This window comes from Streptomyces sp. NPDC046977 (assembly GCF_040644455.1).
Classification (GTDB): Bacteria; Actinomycetota; Actinomycetes; order Streptomycetales; family Streptomycetaceae; genus Actinacidiphila.
Window position 1 is genome coordinate 21,677 of the sequence record NZ_JBEYWO010000035.1, and the last position, 17,380, is coordinate 39,056.

The following is a 17,380-nucleotide window of genomic DNA, read 5'->3' on the forward strand; positions in this document are numbered from 1 at the left end:
CTCCCTGAGGCGCCGGCCATGCGGCCTTCGTGCGGGTGGGTACGGGCGCTGGTCAGCGCTCCATGATGCGCATGCCGGCCTCTTCGTGACTGTCGCCGGACGCGGGGGTGAGGTTGTTCAGCTGCTTGATCTGCTCAGCGGTCAACTCCACGGCGTCGGCAGCGGTGTTCTCCTCAACACGTGCTGCGCGCTTGGTGCCGGGGATCGGGGCGATGTCGTCGCCTTGTGCGAGCAGCCAGGCCAGGGCGACCTGGGCGGGCGTGGCGTCGGCCTGATCGGCGACGGCCTGGACCTCGTCGGCGATCGCCAGGTTGCGCCGGAAGTTCTCGCCGGTGAACCGGGGGTTGTTCTTGCGCCAGTCGGTGTCGTCGAAGTCGACGGTGGAACGAATCTGCCCGGTGAGGAATCCGTGGCCCAACGGCGAGTAGGGCACGAAGCCGATGTTCAGGTCCCGCAGCACGGGAAGTACTCGTGCTTCGGGGTCCCTGGTCCACAGGGAGTACTCCGACTGGACCGCGGACACGGGGTGGACCGCGTGGGCCCGGCGGATCGTGTCGGGGCCGGCCTCCGAGAGGCCGATGTGGAGGATCTTGCCCTCAGTGATCAGGTCGGCCAGGGTCCCGATGGTCTCCTCGATCGGCACCTGAGGGTCGACGCGGTGCTGGTAGTACAGATCGATGTGATCGGTGCCCAGGCGCTTCAGTGAGCCTTCGACGGCCGTGCGGATGCTGGCCGGGCTGCTGTCGAGCTGTCCGGACGGCCGTCCGGTGTGCGAGAGGAATCCGAATTTCGTCGCCAGCACCACATTCTCGCGGCGGCCCTTCAGAGCGCGGCCGAGCAGTTCCTCGTTGGTGTACGGGCCGTAGACCTCGGCAGTGTCCAGGAACGTGACACCGAGCTCCAGTGCCCGGTGGATCGTTCGGATCGATTCGGCGTCGTCCTCGCCTGCTCCGGTGTAGCCGTGGGACATCCCCATCGTGCCCAGGCCGATACGGGAAACATTGAGGTCACCGAGTGTTGCGTGCTTCACGACGTTGAGTCATCTCCACTTCAGATCCCATTCGGGGGGATACCGAGCCGTCCGGCTCGGATCACCGCGCTCCGTCCCACGATCCGCAGGACGGCTGCAGAGCGGCCGTATCCCACTGTTGCCCGTATGCGGCGCAGGTGGCAGGCCGGATCGTTCGGGGGTAACGACAGGGCCCCCCAGTCCGCTGCCGCCCAGGTCGGCGTGGTGTGACACTGAAGCCATGGCATCCGAGCACCCCACCGGCGACAGCGAGGGCGCGGAGCTGGGACGTTTCCTGCGCGCCCGCCGCACCCAGACCAGCCCGCAGCAGGCGGGTCTCACCGTCGGGCCGGGGCTGCGGCGCACGCCGGGCCTGCGCCGGGAGGAGCTGGCCACACTCGCCGGGATCAGCATCGACTACTACGTGCGCCTGGAACGCGGCAAGGAGACCCGACCCAGCCCGTCCGTCCTCGACGCCCTCGCCCGCGCACTGCGCCTGGACGACCAGGAACACCAGCATCTTCGGGATCTCGCCGCTCGGGCGGCCCGCTACGCACCCGAGCCGCCGCCCGCTCCGAGCCGCGTCGTGCGCCCGCACCTGAAGCTGCTGCTGGAGTCGCTGCGGCCGAACCCCGCCTACGTCATCAGCCGCAGCATGGACCTGCTGGCCTGGAACCCCGGCGGCCTCGCCCTGTACGCCGGCCTGGAGGACTGGCCGGTCAAGCACCGCAACCTCGCCCGCTACCTCTTCCTCCACCCGGCCGCCCGCGACCTGTTCCCGGACTGGGACCGCCAGATCACCGGGTGCGTCGCCCGGCTGCGCGCCATCGCCGGCACCGCCCCCGACGCCCCCGACCTGACCAACCTGGTCGGCGAACTCCTCCTCAAAAGCGCCGACTTCGCCGGACTCTGGGAGCGCTACGAGGTCACCGGCCACAAGCCCGCGCAGAAGACCTTCCACCACCCCCGGGTCGGAACCCTCACCCTCACCTCCCAGTCCATGCATCTGGAAGGCACCCCTGGCCAGCGCATCGGCGTCTACACCGCAGAACCCGGCACTGCTGACCACGACGCCCTGCTGCTGCTCGACATGACCGCGCCCCGGCCGGCGCAGGGCTCGGCCGGAGCGGACGCGGAGCAGGCCCGTCAGCGGCGCTGAAGAGGACTGCCGGGACCGCTGCCCCTTCCGTTGACAGCGGTCTGGCCCTTCTACCGCCCAGCCCGGGAAACGATCGCCTGGAGTAAGGCCGATCGACTTCATCACATCCGCGATGCCCACCTTGGTCACGCCGTCCTCGCGGAACAGCCGGGAGGCCGCGGGCACCACTCGCTCCCGGTTGGCCTTCGTTTCTGCTGGCGAGACGCGACTCATTCATCACCTTCCGTAATACCGGCCGGACCGACACCGCCGATCCGTGTCCCAGAAGGCATGGACGACGACCCGTACGTAAGATGGCGAACAGAATCTAATATCGCATCGCCGCCCGGACCGACCGGGGTCGGCGGCCATCTGCTCTAGAGCCGAAGCGGGCCCCTCGGCGCATTCTCCGTGATGTCGTCGCGCCTTTCGCCGATCGACCGGACATCCATTCCCCGTGTTTCGGGTTCCGGTGGCAACTTTCGTGGAGCAGCCGTAAGGAGTCCCGGCCGGGCGGCACTGCCCGTGGGGCCGGTCGGGCGGGATCCGCGACATGCCCGGAGAGGGACCGCGCAGGAGGCCACCATGACGACATTCGGACCGCCGGCCGCAAAGGGTGTCGGGCAGGTGCTCCAGGAATGGTCACGCATATTGGACTGCTTCTCGGTGGAAACGCCGTACCTGCACACATCCGACATCGTCCGCATGGCCGGCGTGCCGTCGTCGACCGTGGCGGACATGCTGCCCGCACTGGTCGACCAGGACCTGCTGCGGCGTGACGGTCCCTTCTACCGCGTCGGCCTGCGCATGATCCGGTGGGGAGCCTCGGCCGACGCGGCCTCGGAGCTCGTGACAGTGGCCCGGTCCTCGCTGCCTGCACTGCGGGACCGGACCGGGGAAGGTTGCGGCCTGCAGATCCGCCGGGGCAGTATGCACGTCACCGCGTTCTGGGCGCATTCACCGCAGGCGTTTGCGTATCCCGGATACGTGGGCCGTGTGCAGCCGCTGCGCGGCAGTGCGGCTGGTGGCATCTTCATGGCCCACGACGCGCATGCCCTCCGACTCGCCGGGGAGGGTGGCCCTCGGACCCTGGAGGGCTCCTTGGAGCGGATCCGCCGCCGCGGCTGGACTTCTGTCGACGACCCGCGGTTTCCCGGAATGGGCACCCTGGCGGCCCCGGTGTTCGATGCGAACGGCGCCGTCGCGGCCGCTGTCACCCTCGCAGGACGAATACAGAAACTGACCACCGATCGGGTCGAGGAACTCGCCGCGCAGGTCATGGGGTACGCACTCGGCATATCGCGCTATCTGTCGGCGTGCGGGTGAGAGTGCCGGAGGCGGAGCACAATGCGCCGCCCGCGGCGTGTGGGTTCGGTCCATTCGTCGCCGAAGGCCGTTGTTCCCACGTGCGGTTGAACACCCCGCTCGGCCGTCGCCTTCAAAAGCAGCCCCCGCGTTACTCGATTGCCTTTCACGTCCCGGGAAATAGCGCGTGGTTGGGCACGCGGTCCCGCCTCTCGCGCCGGGTCATGGTGGAGAGGCGAGTAGGTCGCTTGACGTACCGAACCGCCCGTCGCACAGTTGAATCACCCATGGATAAACGGCTTTCACTCAGTGGAAAGACGAAAGGCGGTGGAGCTGTGACCCATCCGGAGTCGCGTGGAAACCGAAGACGTCACCGCAACGGCGTGGACCCTCGCCGCCCATCGGATCTCAACCCGCCCTTTTCCGCCGCGATGGCACGAAAGCCGCGCCATGTTGATACGACGCAGCCCTTCCAGGGATATCCGGTCGCTCCCCCGACTCGTGATGCAGCTCTTCCCGCACGCCCCCGTCACCGGCGGCGGAGCCCGCTTGCTCCGGGGTCCTGAAGTCCCCGGGCGACCGAAGGCCCATGGCCGCGGCACTCGCACCCCGGGCTGGCGCGGTCGCGCTGTGCCGCCGCTCCTGCTGATCGCGGCCATCACCTCGGCCGCGTCGTTCGCCCCCCTGGCGATTCACCTGTCCCCCCTGCTCGTCGCGGCCCCCTCGTGCACCGGAACGTTCGCACGGGCACGCTTCACCGGCGTCGTCGCGCTCCTGACCGCCGCGGCAGTGTTCCTCGTGGACCGGCACGACGGCCTGCTCCACTCACCACTGCTCCCCATCCACATCGGAGCGGTCCTCATCGTCTCCGCGTTCGTCATCGCCTCCCGGGCGCTGCATGACCGCGACTTGCGCGAACTGGCCCAGGTACGGGCTGTCTCCGAAGCGGCCCAGCGCGTGCTGCTCCGGCCGATCCCGAGGGAGCTGGGCCCCCTCATCGTCGCGTCGATGTACCGCGCCGCGGCGGCGCACGCACTGGTGGGCGGTGATCTGTACGCGGCCGCCCGTACCGGCCACAGCACGCGCATCCTCATCGGCGACGTCCGCGGGAAGGGGCTGCCGGCCATCGACGACGCCTCCGCCGTCCTGGGCGCCTTCCGGGAGTCGGTCCAGCAGTACCCCACGCTCCCGGAACTCGCGGCCTCCCTGGAACGCAGCGTTCGCCGGCACCTGAGCGAGCTGCCCCGTATCGCACCCGACAGCAGCGAGCGGTTCATCACCGCCCTGCTGATCGAACTCCCCGACGACGAGGACATCGCCAGAGTCGTCAGCTGCGGGCACCCGCCGCCCCTGCTGCGCCAGGGCAGCCGGTTCACCCTGCTCCCCGTCACCCGGCCCGCCCCGCCGCTGGGGCTCGCACCGGACACTCCCGGGGCCTTCTGCCTCGACACTGTCGCCTTCGGCCCCGGAGACACCCTGCTCCTCTACACCGACGGCCTGGCGGAGGCCCGTGACTCCGCAGGCGACTTCTTCTCCGTCCTCGACCGTGCCGAGACATGGACCTGGGACTGCCCCAGCCGCCTCGTACAGCACATCAGCGTCGATGTGGACCGGCACGCGGGCAAGAACCTCCAGGACGACCTGGCCCTCGTCGCTGTCCATCACCCACGCAAGCCCGTCCGTTCCGATCGGGCCGCACCGTGAACGTCCACAGTCCGAAAGCCCGCGCAGACACCTCGGACTCCGAGCCGCGGATAAGGGGCGCGCCGTTTCGCGGGGCGCTGCGCACGACCTCAGAAGAACGGTGACGAGGATGGCCATACCGAGACTCCTCCTGCTCCGGCATCCGGGTGCACTGCTCGCCGGCTATCTCGCCGCGACCTGCGCCGTGCAACTCAACGCCTCCGCGGTGGGCCTGGTCCGCTGGTCGGACTACTCGGTCCTGGCGCCCCCGATGGCCGCGGCCCTGCTGCCCGTCCGGCACACCCTGGTCGTCGGAGCCTCCACGCTGGCGACCAGTGTGGCCATCTACGGTTTCGTCATTCCGGGCGTGTCGGAGGGCGGCCGGACGGTGGTCATCGCCGCGGCCCTCCTGTCGCTGGCCATGAGCCTGGTCATCTGCCGCGTCCGGATGCGCCAGAAGGCCAGGTGCGCCTTCGCCATCCCTCCCCCCGGCGCGGAGAAGGGAGGCCGCATGGCTGCCGAGCCGCGTCGCGACACCGGCGATCCCTGCGCGTCCCTGCTCGCCGGGGGATCCCCGACCGGGCGCCTCCCGCAACCGGCAGCCGTGGAACTCTCCTACTGCCGGGCCGACGACGGAGGCCCGCAGGGGTACTGGCTGGACGCCATCCCCCTGCCCGGAGCCCGGGTGGCCCTGGTCGCCGGCAGTGTGACCGAGGACGGAGAGCCGGCCCCCACCCTGGTGCCCGAACTCCGCGCCGCGGTACGCACGCTGGCGGACATCGACATGCAACCGGACGAGACGCTGACCCACCTCCAGGACGTCCTCCACCGGCTGCAGCCGGACGAGGCCGCCCACGACGTCACGGCGAGCTGCCTGTACGCCGTCTACGACCCCGTGACCGCGGACTGCACCCTCGCCTCCGCAGGCCATCCCGCCCCCATCGTCCTCAGCCCCGAAGGTGCGCCGATCGCCGTCGACCTCCCCTGCGGAACACCGCACGGACGCACACGGGCACAGGTCGCGACCGCCGAGATCCGGCTCGGCAGAGGCAGCGTGCTCCTGCTGCACACGCACTCCGCGCCGCCCACCGGATCCGGGCCCGGGCCCGACGGATCCGCGCTGCCCGGACGACGCATCGAGCCGCAGCCCTCGCTCGCGGCCACCTGCCACACCGCCCTGCGGGCCCTCGCGGCAGAGGGCGGTCCCCGTCACCTGCGCGTGCTCGCCGCACGAACCCTCACACTCGACACCACCACCGTCGCCACCTGGGACCTCGCCGCCGATCCGGCGGCCGTCTCCGTCGCGCGCCGGCACGTCACCGCCCAGCTGACGGACTGGGGCCTGGACGACGCCACCCCCACGACCGTCCTGATCGTCAGCGAACTGGTCACCAACGCCATCCGCCACGCCCAGCCACCGCTGCATCTCCGCCTGATCCGCTGCGACACCCGTCTCACCTGCGAGGTCACCGACGGCAGCACCACCACCCCGCACCTGCGCCGCGCCCGGACCCTCGACGAAGGCGGCCGGGGCCTGTTCATCGTCGCCCAGCTCACCTGCCGCTGGGGCACCCGCCACCACGCACAGGGCAAGACCATCTGGGCCGAACACGCCCCGCAGCACGAGCCGTAGAAGCCGGCGTCGGCGGACGCCGGCGTGCCCTGCCGTCAGCCCGCCGCGACGACCAGGCCGACGCCCTGGGCCAGGGTGCGCGCCGCGGTTTCGGAGTCGCCGAGGTAGCCCGCGACCATCGCTCCGTCACGCAGGGCGACCACCAGATCGGCGGACCGCCGGGGGTCCGCGACGCCCATGGTCGCGAGGGTGTCCTCCAGCACCTGGCGGAACCACTCGCGGTGCCTCAGCACGACTTGGTGGATCGGGCACTTCCTGTCCGGGTACTCCGCGGCCGCGTTGATGAAGGGGCAGCCCCGGAACCCCGGACCGCAGATCTCCTCGCCGATGCTGTGCGCGACGACATCGAGCAGCGCCGCACCGCCCCCCGTCCTCTCCGACGCGACGGCCACCCGGGCCCGGATGTCGTGATCGGTGGCGTCCAGGTAGCCGCGTACCAGGTCGTCCTTGCCCTCGAAGTGCCGGTAGAAGGTGCCGCGCGCGATGTCGGCCTCCGCCATGACCCGGTCGACGCCGACAGCGCGAATCCCTTCGGTGTAGAAGAGCCTGCTCGCCGTGCTCAGCAGTCGCTCCCGCGCCGCCGACTTGCGGCCGGTCGTGGCAGGCCCGCTGTTCGTCTCCGTCATGGACGCATTATATAGAACGTTCCTTCCAGGAACGGGCGCGGCGACCGTGCGCCCGGAGGCGGGGGCAGCCGTGCACGGCGTGCGAGGCCCCCTACGCGGACCGGCGGTACCGGCTGTTCCCCGGCGGGAGGGCGGGAGAAATAGCGGTGGGGGAAACGGGCGGCCTTTGTCCGCCGGAACGGAGGCGTCACGCCCGGGGGCGGGAGGGCGCCTTTTCCGCTCGCCTCGTCACCCGCGTCCCGGATTGCGCGCGGGGTCGCACCTGCCGCCGGACGGGTCACCCCGACTGCTCCTCAAGCGGCGCAGGTGACCGCCCGCCACCTGCGGATTTCCGTCGACGGAGCCCGTGCCCGGACGCCACACTACCCTCCGCGGAAGCTCACCGGATTCCCGCTTTCACTCAGTGAAAGAAATCTTCTCCCGGCTTTTCCGGGTGTGCCGAAGGTGTTATCGGAAATGCGGCCCGGCACGGCGATGCCGGAGCTTCGCGCGGTAGCATGAGCCTCCCCTTGTCAATGAATTCAAGAATTTCCGCCGAGTGGACTACGGCGGACGTGGTCGGCTGACGGGAGCGTGGACGGGTGGGCTACGGCGACCCCTTTGACGACGGAGCCGCCGGCGCTCTGGTGGGGCGTGCCAAGGAACTGGATCGCATACGCGACTTCCTCGGTGCCACCGACCGCGGCGGGGCGCTCCTGCTGTCGGGACAGGCGGGGGTGGGCAAGACGGTTCTGCTCGACGCCGTGGCGGAGTCGGCGTCCACGGCCGGGACGCGGGTGCTGCGTGCGGCCGGCGTCGAGTTCGAGGCCGACGTGAGCTACTCCGGGCTCAACCAGCTCCTCTTCCCCCTCTCCGAGACGTTCGGTGAGCTGGACGGCACCCATCAGGAGGCCCTGCGGGTCGCGCTGGGCTTCGGCAGCGGTGCGTCGCCGAACCGGCTCGTCGTGTCCAGCGCGACCCTGATGCTCCTTCGCCACGTGGCCGCGGCCGACTCCCTGCTGCTCGTCATCGACGACCTGCAGTGGGTGGACCGCGCCAGCGCCGCCGTGTTCGGCTTCGTCGCCCGCAGGCTCGGCGGCAGCCGGGTCGCCTTCCTGGGCGCCGTGCGGCAGGGGAGCGAGTCCTTCTTCAACCGCGGCGGACTGCCCGAGTACGAGGTGCCGCCACTGGACGAGACGGCGTCGCGGGCCCTGCTCGACGCGCGCTTCCCGAACCTCGCCGAACGCGTGCGGCGCCGGCTGCTGTCCGCGGCCGAGGGCAACCCGCTGGCCCTGCTCGAACTGCCCACCGTGCTGAGCGGGCAGCAGCGCATGGCGCTGGAGAACCTGCCCCCGGTCCTGCCGCTGAGCCAGCGGCTCCAGGCGCTGTTCCTCTCCCGGGTCTCCGGCCTCCCGGCCGCCTCCCGCCGTGTGCTGCTGCTCACCACCATGGACGGGACCGGCGATCTCGGGGTCCTGCAGGCGGCGGCGAGGGAGGCCGACTGCGGCGCCGACCTCGAAGATCTCGCCCCGGCCGAGCAGGACCAGTTGGTCACCGTCGACGAGGGCACCCGGCGGGTCGTCTTCCGCCACCCCCTGATCCGCTCGGCCGTCGTCGACGCCTGCTCCAGCGCCGAGCGCCGCGCGGCGCACCGGGCGCTGGCCCGGGCTCTGGCGCATCAGCCCGAGCGCCGGGCCTGGCATCTCGGTGAGGCGTCCGTCGAGCCGGACGAGCAGGTCGCCGCCCTGCTGGAGGAGACCGCCCAGCGCATCACGGCGCGCGGCGACGCCCTGGGGGCGGTCGCGGCACTGATACGGGCGGCCGACCTGAGTCCCCACGGGTCGGACCGGGCCCGCCGCCTGGCCGAGGCCGCCTACATCGGTGCCGACGCGACGGGGGAGCTGCGCGGCGTCTCGGAACTGCTCGAGGACGCCCGGCGCGCCGACCCGGACCTGGCGGGGTCGCTGCGCTCCGCGGCCGCCGCCGTCTATCTGGTCATCAACGGCGACGGCGACATCGACACGGCCCACCGCCTGCTGGTGGGCGCCATCGAGTCGGGTACCCACCAGTACGACGCCGAGGACAACGCTGTTGTGGACGCCGTGCACCTGCTGCTGCTCCTGTGCTTCTTCAGCGGCCGGGCGGAGCTGTGGGACCCCTTCTACGCCGCGCTCTCCCGCTTGCGCCCGGAGCCGCCCGCACTGCTGTCCGTCGCCGGCAGGACCTTCTCCGACCCGGCCCGTTCGGGGGCGGCCGCGCTGGACCGGCTGGAGGACATCCTCGGCGGGCTGCCCGAGGAGACCGACCCCGGCCGCATCGTCAGGGTCGGCACCGCGGCGCTCTACCTCGATCGGCTGCCGGCCCTCCGCGAGCCCTCGTGGCGGGTCGTCCGCCAGGGACGGGACGGCGGCCCGGTGCGCCGGCACCTCGGCGCCTTGATGCACCTGTGCCTGAACGACTACCTGACCGGCAGGTGGGACGAGTGCGTCGAACTGGCCGAGGAAGGAGCCCAGCTCTGCGAGGACTCCGGATACCGGTTCTTCACCTGGTACTTCTGGTACTGCCGGGCCGTTGTCGCCGCCCCCCGCGGGGAGGACGCGACCGTCGGCCTGCTCACCGGCCGCATCGAGCGATGGGCGGCGCCGCGAGGCGTCGGGACGGCACTGCACTACGCCCGGCACATACGCACCCTGGCCGATCTCGGACGCGGCGACTTCACCGGCGCCTACGGGCACGCGACGGCGATCAGTCCCTCCGGCACCTTCGCCTCCCATGTGCCGCACGCCCTGTGGGTGATGATGGATCTCGTCGAATCCGCGGTCCGCACCGACCGCCCGGCGGAGGCGGCCGCTCATGTGCGCGCGATCCGGGACAACGACATCGCCGCGCTCTCCCCGCGGCTCGCGCTCCTCGCCGGAGCTTCGGCCGCCCTGTCCGCCACGGACGACGAGGAGTCGGTGCGCCTGTTCGGCGAGGCACTGGCCCTGCCGGATGTCGAGCAGTGGCCGTTCGAACTGGCCCGGGTGCGGCTGGCCCATGGCGAACGGCTGCGACGGGCCCGGGCCAACACCGAGGCCAGAGCACAACTGACGCCGGCCCACGACGCTTTCGCCGAGCTCGGCGCCCGCCCCTGGATGGATCGCGCGGCCAAGCAGCTGCGGGCCGCCGGATGGGTCGCGCCGCGGGGCGACGCGGGCGGGAAGGTGCTCACGCCGCAGGAGCGGGAGATCGCGGACCTGGCGGCATCGGGGCTGAGCAACAAGCAGATCGCCGAACGGCTCTATCTCTCGCACCGCACCGTCGGGGCGCACCTCTACCAGATCTTTCCCAAGCTCGGCATCACCTCCCGCGCGGCGCTCCGCGACGCGCTCGGCGCCTTGGAGGAGTGAGACCCGCACGCTCCGCCCGCCCGCCGTCACCGGTCCCCGGCGGTGACCCGCGGCGGACGAGCGCCCTTCGGGCTGTCCACCACGGCCGCGACGGCCCGCGCCGTGCGGGCGAGACACGCCGCGGTGACGGCCTGACCGGCCAGGTGCACGTCGACGCGATCGACCAGACCGGGATACCGGCCCTCGTACGCCTGCGCCGTACCGAGGTCGTCGGGAAGGACCAACTGCGGCCGCCGGCCACCGGCTTCGGGCGCGACCAGGCCGGCCACGACGACCGCGGCCTCCACCCCGAAGCCGGCCAGTTCCTTCGCGTAGCTGGCCGCCAGGTGGTCGATCACCGCGACGCTCTCGGAGTGCAGGGCGAGCAGGGGGGCCTCGTCCGAGGGATCGGGGTGGGACACCACCCAGACCAGCAGACCGTCCCGGCGCTCGCGCATCTGCGGCAGCACGGCACGGTTCACCCGCTGGGTCGACAGCACGTTCGCGTCGTAGATCTGGGCCAACTGATAGGGGGTGAAGGACTCGACGGGGCCCCGGGGCACCGGTCCCATGGTGTGGACCACGCAGTCGATCCGCCCGGCTTCCGTCGTGATGCCGGTGACCGCGGCGCTGACCGAGCGCTGATCGGCGACGTCGAGGGCGATCGGACGCGGCCGAGCGCCCGGCCGGCCCGCGTTCCCGTCCGGTCCGGCGGCGACCGGGAGACGGCCTGGGGCCGTGTCCATTCCGGCATAGGCGATGTGGCCGGCTTCGGCCAGGGCCTGGGCAGTGGCTGCCCCGAGGCCGCCGGACGCCCCGGTGACAAGGATGATCTTCGACATCATGCTCCTCGGCGCATGGTGGGAGCGGTGGGACGGCCACGGTCCTGGCAGTCCGGCGCCGGCGCGTGACAGCGCGGGCACCTGCTCAGTATCGGTACCGGTGCCACCGGACCGCATAAGTCGTATGACAGTGCCGACGACTGGGGCTCACGGCTTGTTCCGGTCCGAGCGGCGGCCGAACCCGGTCGCCCGGGCTGCGGGACGCGGCTCCCGCAAACTTTCCGCCGAGGAATCCGGGCCGCGCACGGTCCGTGGCACCCGCGCTGCCGCCCGCCGACCGAGCGGACACCTGGCGCGCTGTCGAAACGACTGCCCGGCACGGCTCGGTGACGGTTTTCCCGCAGATGTTCGACGGATGTGGGTCCTGGGCCTGCGACGACACTCTGGGACCGCTGCAGGAGGTCGGCGCACGCTGCCTGCCTGACAGCCGGCCCCTGCTTTCACGGCTCCGCTTGCCCGCGGGCACCGGTTCGACTAGCTTAAATGAACAGAACGTTCTATCCATTTCGGAGGTCCGTATGCATGAGCCCCATGCCCCTGAGGCAGCCACGATCGTGCTCATCCACGGCCTGTGGGTGAACCCGCGCAGCTGGGAGGGATGGAAGAAGCACTTCGAGGCGCGGGGGTTCAGAGTCCTCGCTCCTGCCTGGCCCGGGCTCGACCGCGAGGTGGAGGAACTGCGGCGCGACCCCTCGGGCATCGCGGGCATCGGACTCCTCGAGGTGGTCGACCACTACGAGAAGGTCATCCGCGACCTGCCTCGTCCGCCCATCCTCATAGGCCATTCCTTCGGCGGCACCGTCGTGCAGATCCTGCTCGACCGGGGTCTGGGCAGTGCCGGGGTCGCCATCGACTCCGCGGCGGTCAAGGGAGTTCTGCCCCTTCCGCTGTCCACCCTCAGATCGGCCTGGCCGGTCCTGAAGAACCCCGCCAACAAGAACAAGGCGGTCCCGCTGACGGCGCGGCAGTTCCACTACGCCATCACCAACACGTTGAGCGAGGACGAATCGGCCGCCCGCTACGAGCGCTACGCAGTGCCCGGCTCGGCCCGCGTCCTCTTCCAGGGGGCGTTCGCCAACTTCAACCCCCGGGCCGTCACCCGGATCGACTTCCGGAACGGCCGCCGGTCCCCGCTCCTGTTCATCGCGGGAGAGGTCGACCACATCGTGCCGGCCAAGGTCAACAAGGCGAACTGGAAGCTCTACCGCAAGTCGCCGGCCCTCACGGAGTACCGGGAGTTCCCCGGCCGCTCGCACTTCATCATCGGCCAGGACGGCTGGCAGGAAGTCGCCGACTTCGCGCTGGACTGGGCCGTGGAGCACTCGCCCGCCCACGTGTGACCGCGGTCCGCGGCAGCACTGACCACGGAACCCGCTGACCGCCGGCCCTGATCGGCCGGCCTTCGACCGCATGAACGCGCCGTCCGTCACCGACGCTTCGGCGCGCCGCCCGCCGCCCTTCACGGGGGCTCCCCCGGGGACGCGATCGTCGCGCACCCATCGCTCAAGGAGAAACCCATGCTTCGCCGTCGTACGTTCCGTGTCGCCGTTCTGGCTACGGCCGGGGTCGCCCTCGCCGGCGGTGTGACCGCCTTCGCGTCGGCCGCGCCCGCCCACCACACCCCGGCCGGCCCCAAGCCGACCATCGTCCTGGCCAACGGCGCGTGGTCCGACGCCGCCAGCTGGGAGGGCGTCATCGACCGCCTGCAGCGCGAGGGCTACCCGGTCGTCGCGCCGCCCACCGGTCTGCGGGGCGTGGCCGCCGACTCCACCTACCTGGCCTCCTACCTCAACACCATCAAGGGCCCCGTCGTCCTGGTCGGCCAGTCCTACGGCGGCATGGTCATCACCAACGCCGCCACCGGGAACAAGAACGTCAAGGCGCTCGTCTACATCTCCGCCTTCGCGCCGGACAAGGACGAGACCGTCGAGGGCCTGACCAAGAAGTTCCCCGGCTCCCAGATCAGCAACGACCCCAACGCCCAGGTCCCCACCGCCCTGTTCCCCGTCGGCTACCCCAAGGCCGACGGCAGCATCGGGGTCGACCTGTACGCCAAGGCCGACCAGTACCGAAACCTCTTCTTCAGCAACCGCGTCAGCAGCAAGAAGGCCGCTGAACTCGCCGCCACCCAGAGCCCCATCAACGCCGCGGCCCTCAGCGAAGTCTCCCCCGGTGAGCCCGCCTGGAAGACCATCGACTCCTGGTACCTCGTCTCCAAGGACGACCATGTGATCCCGCCCGCCACCGAGCGCTTCATGGCCGAGCGCGCCCACGCCCACACCGTCGAGGCCGACACCCCGCACGCCGCGCAGGTCACCCATCCCGGCACCGTCGCCAACCTCATCGAGAAGGCCGCCGAGTCGGCCCACTGACGGCAGGCGGCCCCGGCATCGCCCGGCGCCCGACGCTCCCCGCACGACGGCCCGGGTCGTCGTGCGGGGAGGGGCCGCGGACGGTGCGTCCGGCGAACGGCGCGGAGACCGTCCCGCACACGAAGGAAGGGGCATGGACATGTCCGACGAACACGGCATGTCGGTGACCGGCAAGGTCCTGGCGCTGCTGGAGGCGTTCACCCACGAGAACCCCGCTCTCACCCTCACCGAGTTGTCCAGGCGAACGGGCCTGTCGCTGCCCACGGTTCACCGTCGTGCCGCCGAACTCGTCGCCTGGGGAGCCCTGGAGCGCGGACCCGACCGACGCTACCGGGTGGGGCTGCGCCTGTGGGAGGTGGCTGCCCTCGCACCCCGCGGCGTCCCGCTGCGCGATGTTGCCCTGCCGGTCCTGTACGACCTGTACGACGTGACGAAGGAGCAGCACATCCATCTCTCCGTGCGGGACCACCTGGACGTCGTCTTCCTGGAGCGCCTGAGCGCGCCGGGCGCCCCGCAGGCCGACAGCAGGGTGGGAGGCCGCTTCGGAGCGTTCGCCACGGGAGCGGGACTCGTCCTGCTCGCCCACGCGCCCGACGACGTCCGGGAGGAGTACCTGAGCACCCCGCCGCGTCGCTACACCAGCAACACGATCACCTCTCCCGCCCAGCTCCGCTCCCTGCTGGCCGATGTCCGCAGGGAGGGCTACGCCAGCAGCGACAGAATGGTCGGGCCGGACGTCCACTGCGTCGGAGCCCCGGTCCACGGTGCGGGCGGCTCGGTCGTGGCGGCCCTTTCGATCGCCTTCAGGGCGGGCAGTCAAACCCCCCAAACGCTCGGCCCCGCCGTTCGGGCGGCGGCCCGAAGGGTTTCCCGCGCCTTGCGCGAGTGAACACGTCCCGCGCCGGCCGTCAGTGGCCGGTGCGGGGGTTCCGTTGCGTGCCACTCGGAGCCGCTGTCGACAGCGGGCGCCCGATGCCCCCGCTCGTCGGACGGCCATCTCCTCGCGGATCAGGCGGGCCAGTTCCTCCGGGTGGGAGAGGAACCGGGAGTGCCCGCTGTCCATCACCCGCACGCGGTCGGCCTGATGGCCGGCGACACCGTCGCCTTCCTGGTCGTCAGCTCTGTGCCCGCCGGGGCCGGGAGGTCAGTCCCGGAGTGATCAGGGCGAGCCAGCGGGCGCGGGCTGCTGGTGGCTGATCGGTGGGTGCGGTGGAGAACAGCAGGTAGATGTCGCCGACGGTGATGTCGGGGTGGATGTCGCCGTCGGTCTGGCCGGCCTGGATGACAGCGGCGACGGCGGCTCCCGCGCGGGCCTCGTCGGCGTGGTCGCCCGGCTCCGCGCCGAGGACCTGGGCGGCGGCTTTCACCGCACGGTCGGTCGCGGAGGCCTCGACGACGCGGCCGAGGAACGCGGTCAGTTCGTCCGCCGCGCGGGCTCCGGCGTCGACGCGGGCGAGGACGGCTTCCGCGTCGTCCGCGACCCGGGCGAGCTGCTCGGCGACGACGGCCGCGACGAGGTCGGTCTTGGTCGGGAAGTGGCGGTACAAGGTGCCCACGGCGACCCCTGCCGCGGCGGCGATCTCGTCCATGCCGACCTCGGGGCCGTTCTCGGTGATCTGTTCCCCGGCGGCGGTGAGGATCTTCTTGCGGTTGCGGACCGCGTCGGCGCGGGGCGCCCTGGCCTGGGTCACGGGATTCGCCTGCCCTTTCACTTGCGTAAAGATGAACCATGGTTCAGGATGCTTTATGAACCGGAGTTCATCTTACTTGCGAGGACCTCATCATGCCCGCCAAGACCGCCCTCGTCACCGGTGCCTCTTCCGGCATCGGCGAGGCCACCGCCCTCAAGCTCCGCGACCTCGGCTACACCGTCTACGGAGCCGCCCGCCGCGCCGACCGCCTCGCCAAGCTCGCCGACCGTGGCATCCGCCCACTGGCGATGGACGTCACCGACGACGACTCCATGCGGGCCGGCATCGACAGGATCATCACCGAGACCGGACGTGTCGACGTCCTGGTCAACAACGCCGGCTACGGCTCCTACGGCGCCCTCGAGGACGTCCCCCTGGACGAGGCCCGCCACCAGTTCGAGGTCAACGTCTTCGGCGCCCTGCGCCTGACCCAGCTCGCCCTGCCCCACATGCGCGCCCAGCACTCGGGCACCGTCGTCAACATCACCTCGATAGGCGGCAAGATCCACAGCCCGCTCGGCGGCTGGTACCACGGCACCAAGTTCGCCCTCGAAGCCCTCAGCGACTGCCTGCGCCTGGAGACCAAGCCTTTCGGAATCGACGTCGTCGTCATCGAGCCCGGCGGTATCGCCACCGAATGGGGCTCCATCGCCGCCGACACGCTGGAGAAGTCCTCTGCCGACGGCGCCTACACCGCCCAGGCCGCCGCCATGGCCGCATCCATGCGCTCCGAGGTGAACGCCAAGCGCAGTTCCCCGCCCACCGTCGTCGCCGACACCATCGGCCGGGCTGTCACCGTCCGCCGCCCCAGAACCCGCTACGCCACCGGCTTCGGCGCGCGCCCGCTGATGGCTCTGCGCCGCCTCCTGCCCGACCGGGCCTTCGACACCGTCATCTCCCGCGCGAGCGGCATGCCCCGCTGAGCTGCCCGCGAGGCTCGTGAACCGTTCGACCGGCCGGGCCCGCGCGTGGCGGGCCCGGCCCATCGGGCTGCGCCCTACTGGGGCATGAGGACGGTGTCGACGATGTAGACGGTGGCGTTGGACGTGCTGACGTTGCCGCACACCACGTGGGAGGAGTCGTTCACGGTGTAGTCCTCCCCGGACCCGGCCGTGGTGAGCTTGCCCTTCTCCAAGGTCTCGAAGGACCCGTTGGCCAGCTGGGCCGGGGTGAGCCGCTGCCCCACCACGTGATAGGTGAGGACCTTGGTCAGCGTGGCCTTGTCGTTCAGCACCTTGTCCAGGTCGGCCTTCGGGATCTTCGCGAACGCGTCGTTCGTGGGCGCGAACACCGTGATGTTCTGGGCGTTGTTGAGCGTGTCGACCAGGCCGGCCTTCTTCACCGCGGCCACCAGTGTGGAGAGCACCGGATTGTTCGAGGCGGCCGTGGCCACCGGGTCCTGAGCCATTCCGTCGAAGCTGCCCGCGCCGTCCTTGGGCACCGCGGAACAGGCCGCGCCGAACGGCTTGTCCATGGCCATCGGGTCGCCGGGGCTCTGGTTGGCGGAGCCGTCGCCGGCCGGGCCGGAAGACGCCGTCGTGGACGAGGCGTCGGAAGCCTTGTCCTGGTTGTCGCCGCCGCAGGCGGTCAGGGCCAGCGGCAGGACGGCGGCAGCGGTGATCGCGATCGCGGTGCGGCGCAGGTGCAGGGCGTTCATCAGGGATTCTCCTTGATTGTCAGGGAGGTGAAGGCGGGCCTGTGGAGTGCCCGCCCGGAGGTGGAGACGGTGAGCCG

At 71.2% G+C, this 17,380-nt stretch carries 14 protein-coding genes; 9 read left to right on the forward strand and 5 right to left on the reverse strand.

Annotation, left to right across the window (positions count from 1 at the left end; all coding sequences use genetic code 11):
- Nucleotides 1–52: 52 nt before the first annotated feature.
- The gene (locus tag ABZ883_RS36205; protein ID WP_360913993.1) at nucleotides 53–1,030 is read right to left on the reverse strand and encodes an aldo/keto reductase; all 978 of its coding nucleotides are present in this window, start codon (nucleotides 1,028–1,030) and stop codon (nucleotides 53–55) included.
- Between the two features lie 220 nt (nucleotides 1,031–1,250).
- Between ABZ883_RS36205 and ABZ883_RS36210 the strand changes: the two genes are divergently transcribed.
- The 4 genes from ABZ883_RS36210 to ABZ883_RS36225 all read left to right on the forward strand — a co-directional run bounded on the left by ABZ883_RS36210 (nucleotide 1,251) and on the right by ABZ883_RS36225 (nucleotide 6,768).
- Nucleotides 1,251–2,168, forward strand: a complete 918-nt coding sequence (locus tag ABZ883_RS36210) for a helix-turn-helix transcriptional regulator (RefSeq protein ID WP_360913995.1) — start codon at nucleotides 1,251–1,253, stop codon at nucleotides 2,166–2,168.
- 564 nt (nucleotides 2,169–2,732) lie between these two features.
- Nucleotides 2,733–3,473 carry an IclR family transcriptional regulator C-terminal domain-containing protein gene (locus ABZ883_RS36215; RefSeq protein WP_360913997.1) on the forward strand — a complete coding sequence of 247 codons (741 nt, stop codon included), beginning with the start codon at nucleotides 2,733–2,735 and terminating at the stop codon, nucleotides 3,471–3,473.
- Nucleotides 3,474–4,082: 609 nt separating this feature from the next.
- On the forward strand, nucleotides 4,083–5,156 hold the full coding sequence (locus tag ABZ883_RS36220; RefSeq protein WP_360913999.1) for a PP2C family protein-serine/threonine phosphatase: 1,074 nt from the start codon (nucleotides 4,083–4,085) through the stop codon (nucleotides 5,154–5,156).
- A 109-nt stretch (nucleotides 5,157–5,265) separates the two neighbouring features.
- Nucleotides 5,266–6,768, forward strand: coding sequence for an ATP-binding SpoIIE family protein phosphatase (locus ABZ883_RS36225; RefSeq protein ID WP_360914001.1), 1,503 nt, complete (start codon nucleotides 5,266–5,268; stop codon nucleotides 6,766–6,768).
- A gap of 35 nt (nucleotides 6,769–6,803) precedes the next feature.
- On the opposite strand, the gene ABZ883_RS36230 is transcribed toward ABZ883_RS36225, so the two are convergent.
- Nucleotides 6,804–7,394 (reverse strand): TetR/AcrR family transcriptional regulator, encoded by a 591-nt coding sequence (locus ABZ883_RS36230; RefSeq protein WP_360914003.1) that lies wholly within the window; start codon nucleotides 7,392–7,394, stop codon nucleotides 6,804–6,806.
- Nucleotides 7,395–7,975: 581 nt separating this feature from the next.
- On the opposite strand from ABZ883_RS36230, the gene ABZ883_RS36235 reads away from it, so the two are divergent.
- Nucleotides 7,976–10,762, forward strand: a complete 2,787-nt coding sequence (locus tag ABZ883_RS36235; protein WP_360914005.1) for an AAA family ATPase — start codon at nucleotides 7,976–7,978, stop codon at nucleotides 10,760–10,762.
- Nucleotides 10,763–10,788: 26 nt separating this feature from the next.
- On the opposite strand, the gene ABZ883_RS36240 is transcribed toward ABZ883_RS36235, so the two are convergent.
- A complete protein-coding gene (locus tag ABZ883_RS36240) occupies nucleotides 10,789–11,586 on the reverse strand; it encodes an SDR family NAD(P)-dependent oxidoreductase (protein ID WP_360914007.1) in 798 nt (265 codons plus the stop codon).
- 515 nt (nucleotides 11,587–12,101) lie between these two features.
- Here ABZ883_RS36240 and ABZ883_RS36245 point away from each other — a divergent pair.
- The 3 genes from ABZ883_RS36245 (at nucleotide 12,102) to ABZ883_RS36255 (ending at nucleotide 14,844) form a co-directional block, all read left to right on the forward strand.
- Nucleotides 12,102–12,923: an alpha/beta fold hydrolase gene (locus ABZ883_RS36245; protein ID WP_360914009.1), complete on the forward strand. Its 822-nt coding sequence runs from the start codon at nucleotides 12,102–12,104 to the stop codon at nucleotides 12,921–12,923.
- Nucleotides 12,924–13,100: 177 nt separating this feature from the next.
- A complete protein-coding gene (locus tag ABZ883_RS36250) occupies nucleotides 13,101–13,955 on the forward strand; it encodes an alpha/beta hydrolase (protein WP_360914011.1) in 855 nt (284 codons plus the stop codon).
- A 133-nt stretch (nucleotides 13,956–14,088) separates the two neighbouring features.
- Nucleotides 14,089–14,844, forward strand: coding sequence for an IclR family transcriptional regulator (locus ABZ883_RS36255; RefSeq protein WP_360914013.1), 756 nt, complete (start codon nucleotides 14,089–14,091; stop codon nucleotides 14,842–14,844).
- Nucleotides 14,845–15,070: 226 nt separating this feature from the next.
- Here ABZ883_RS36255 and ABZ883_RS36260 read toward each other — a convergent pair whose 3' ends face one another.
- Nucleotides 15,071–15,646 (reverse strand): helix-turn-helix domain-containing protein, encoded by a 576-nt coding sequence (locus tag ABZ883_RS36260; protein ID WP_360914015.1) that lies wholly within the window; start codon nucleotides 15,644–15,646, stop codon nucleotides 15,071–15,073.
- A gap of 92 nt (nucleotides 15,647–15,738) precedes the next feature.
- Here ABZ883_RS36260 and ABZ883_RS36265 point away from each other — a divergent pair, with 92 nt between their 5' ends.
- Nucleotides 15,739–16,569, forward strand: a complete 831-nt coding sequence (locus tag ABZ883_RS36265; protein ID WP_360914017.1) for an oxidoreductase — start codon at nucleotides 15,739–15,741, stop codon at nucleotides 16,567–16,569.
- Between the two features lie 74 nt (nucleotides 16,570–16,643).
- Here ABZ883_RS36265 and ABZ883_RS36270 read toward each other — a convergent pair whose 3' ends face one another.
- Complete coding sequence (locus tag ABZ883_RS36270; RefSeq protein WP_360914019.1) at nucleotides 16,644–17,303, reverse strand: fasciclin domain-containing protein; 660 nt, start codon at nucleotides 17,301–17,303, stop codon at nucleotides 16,644–16,646.
- Nucleotides 17,304–17,380: the final 77 nt, after the last annotated feature.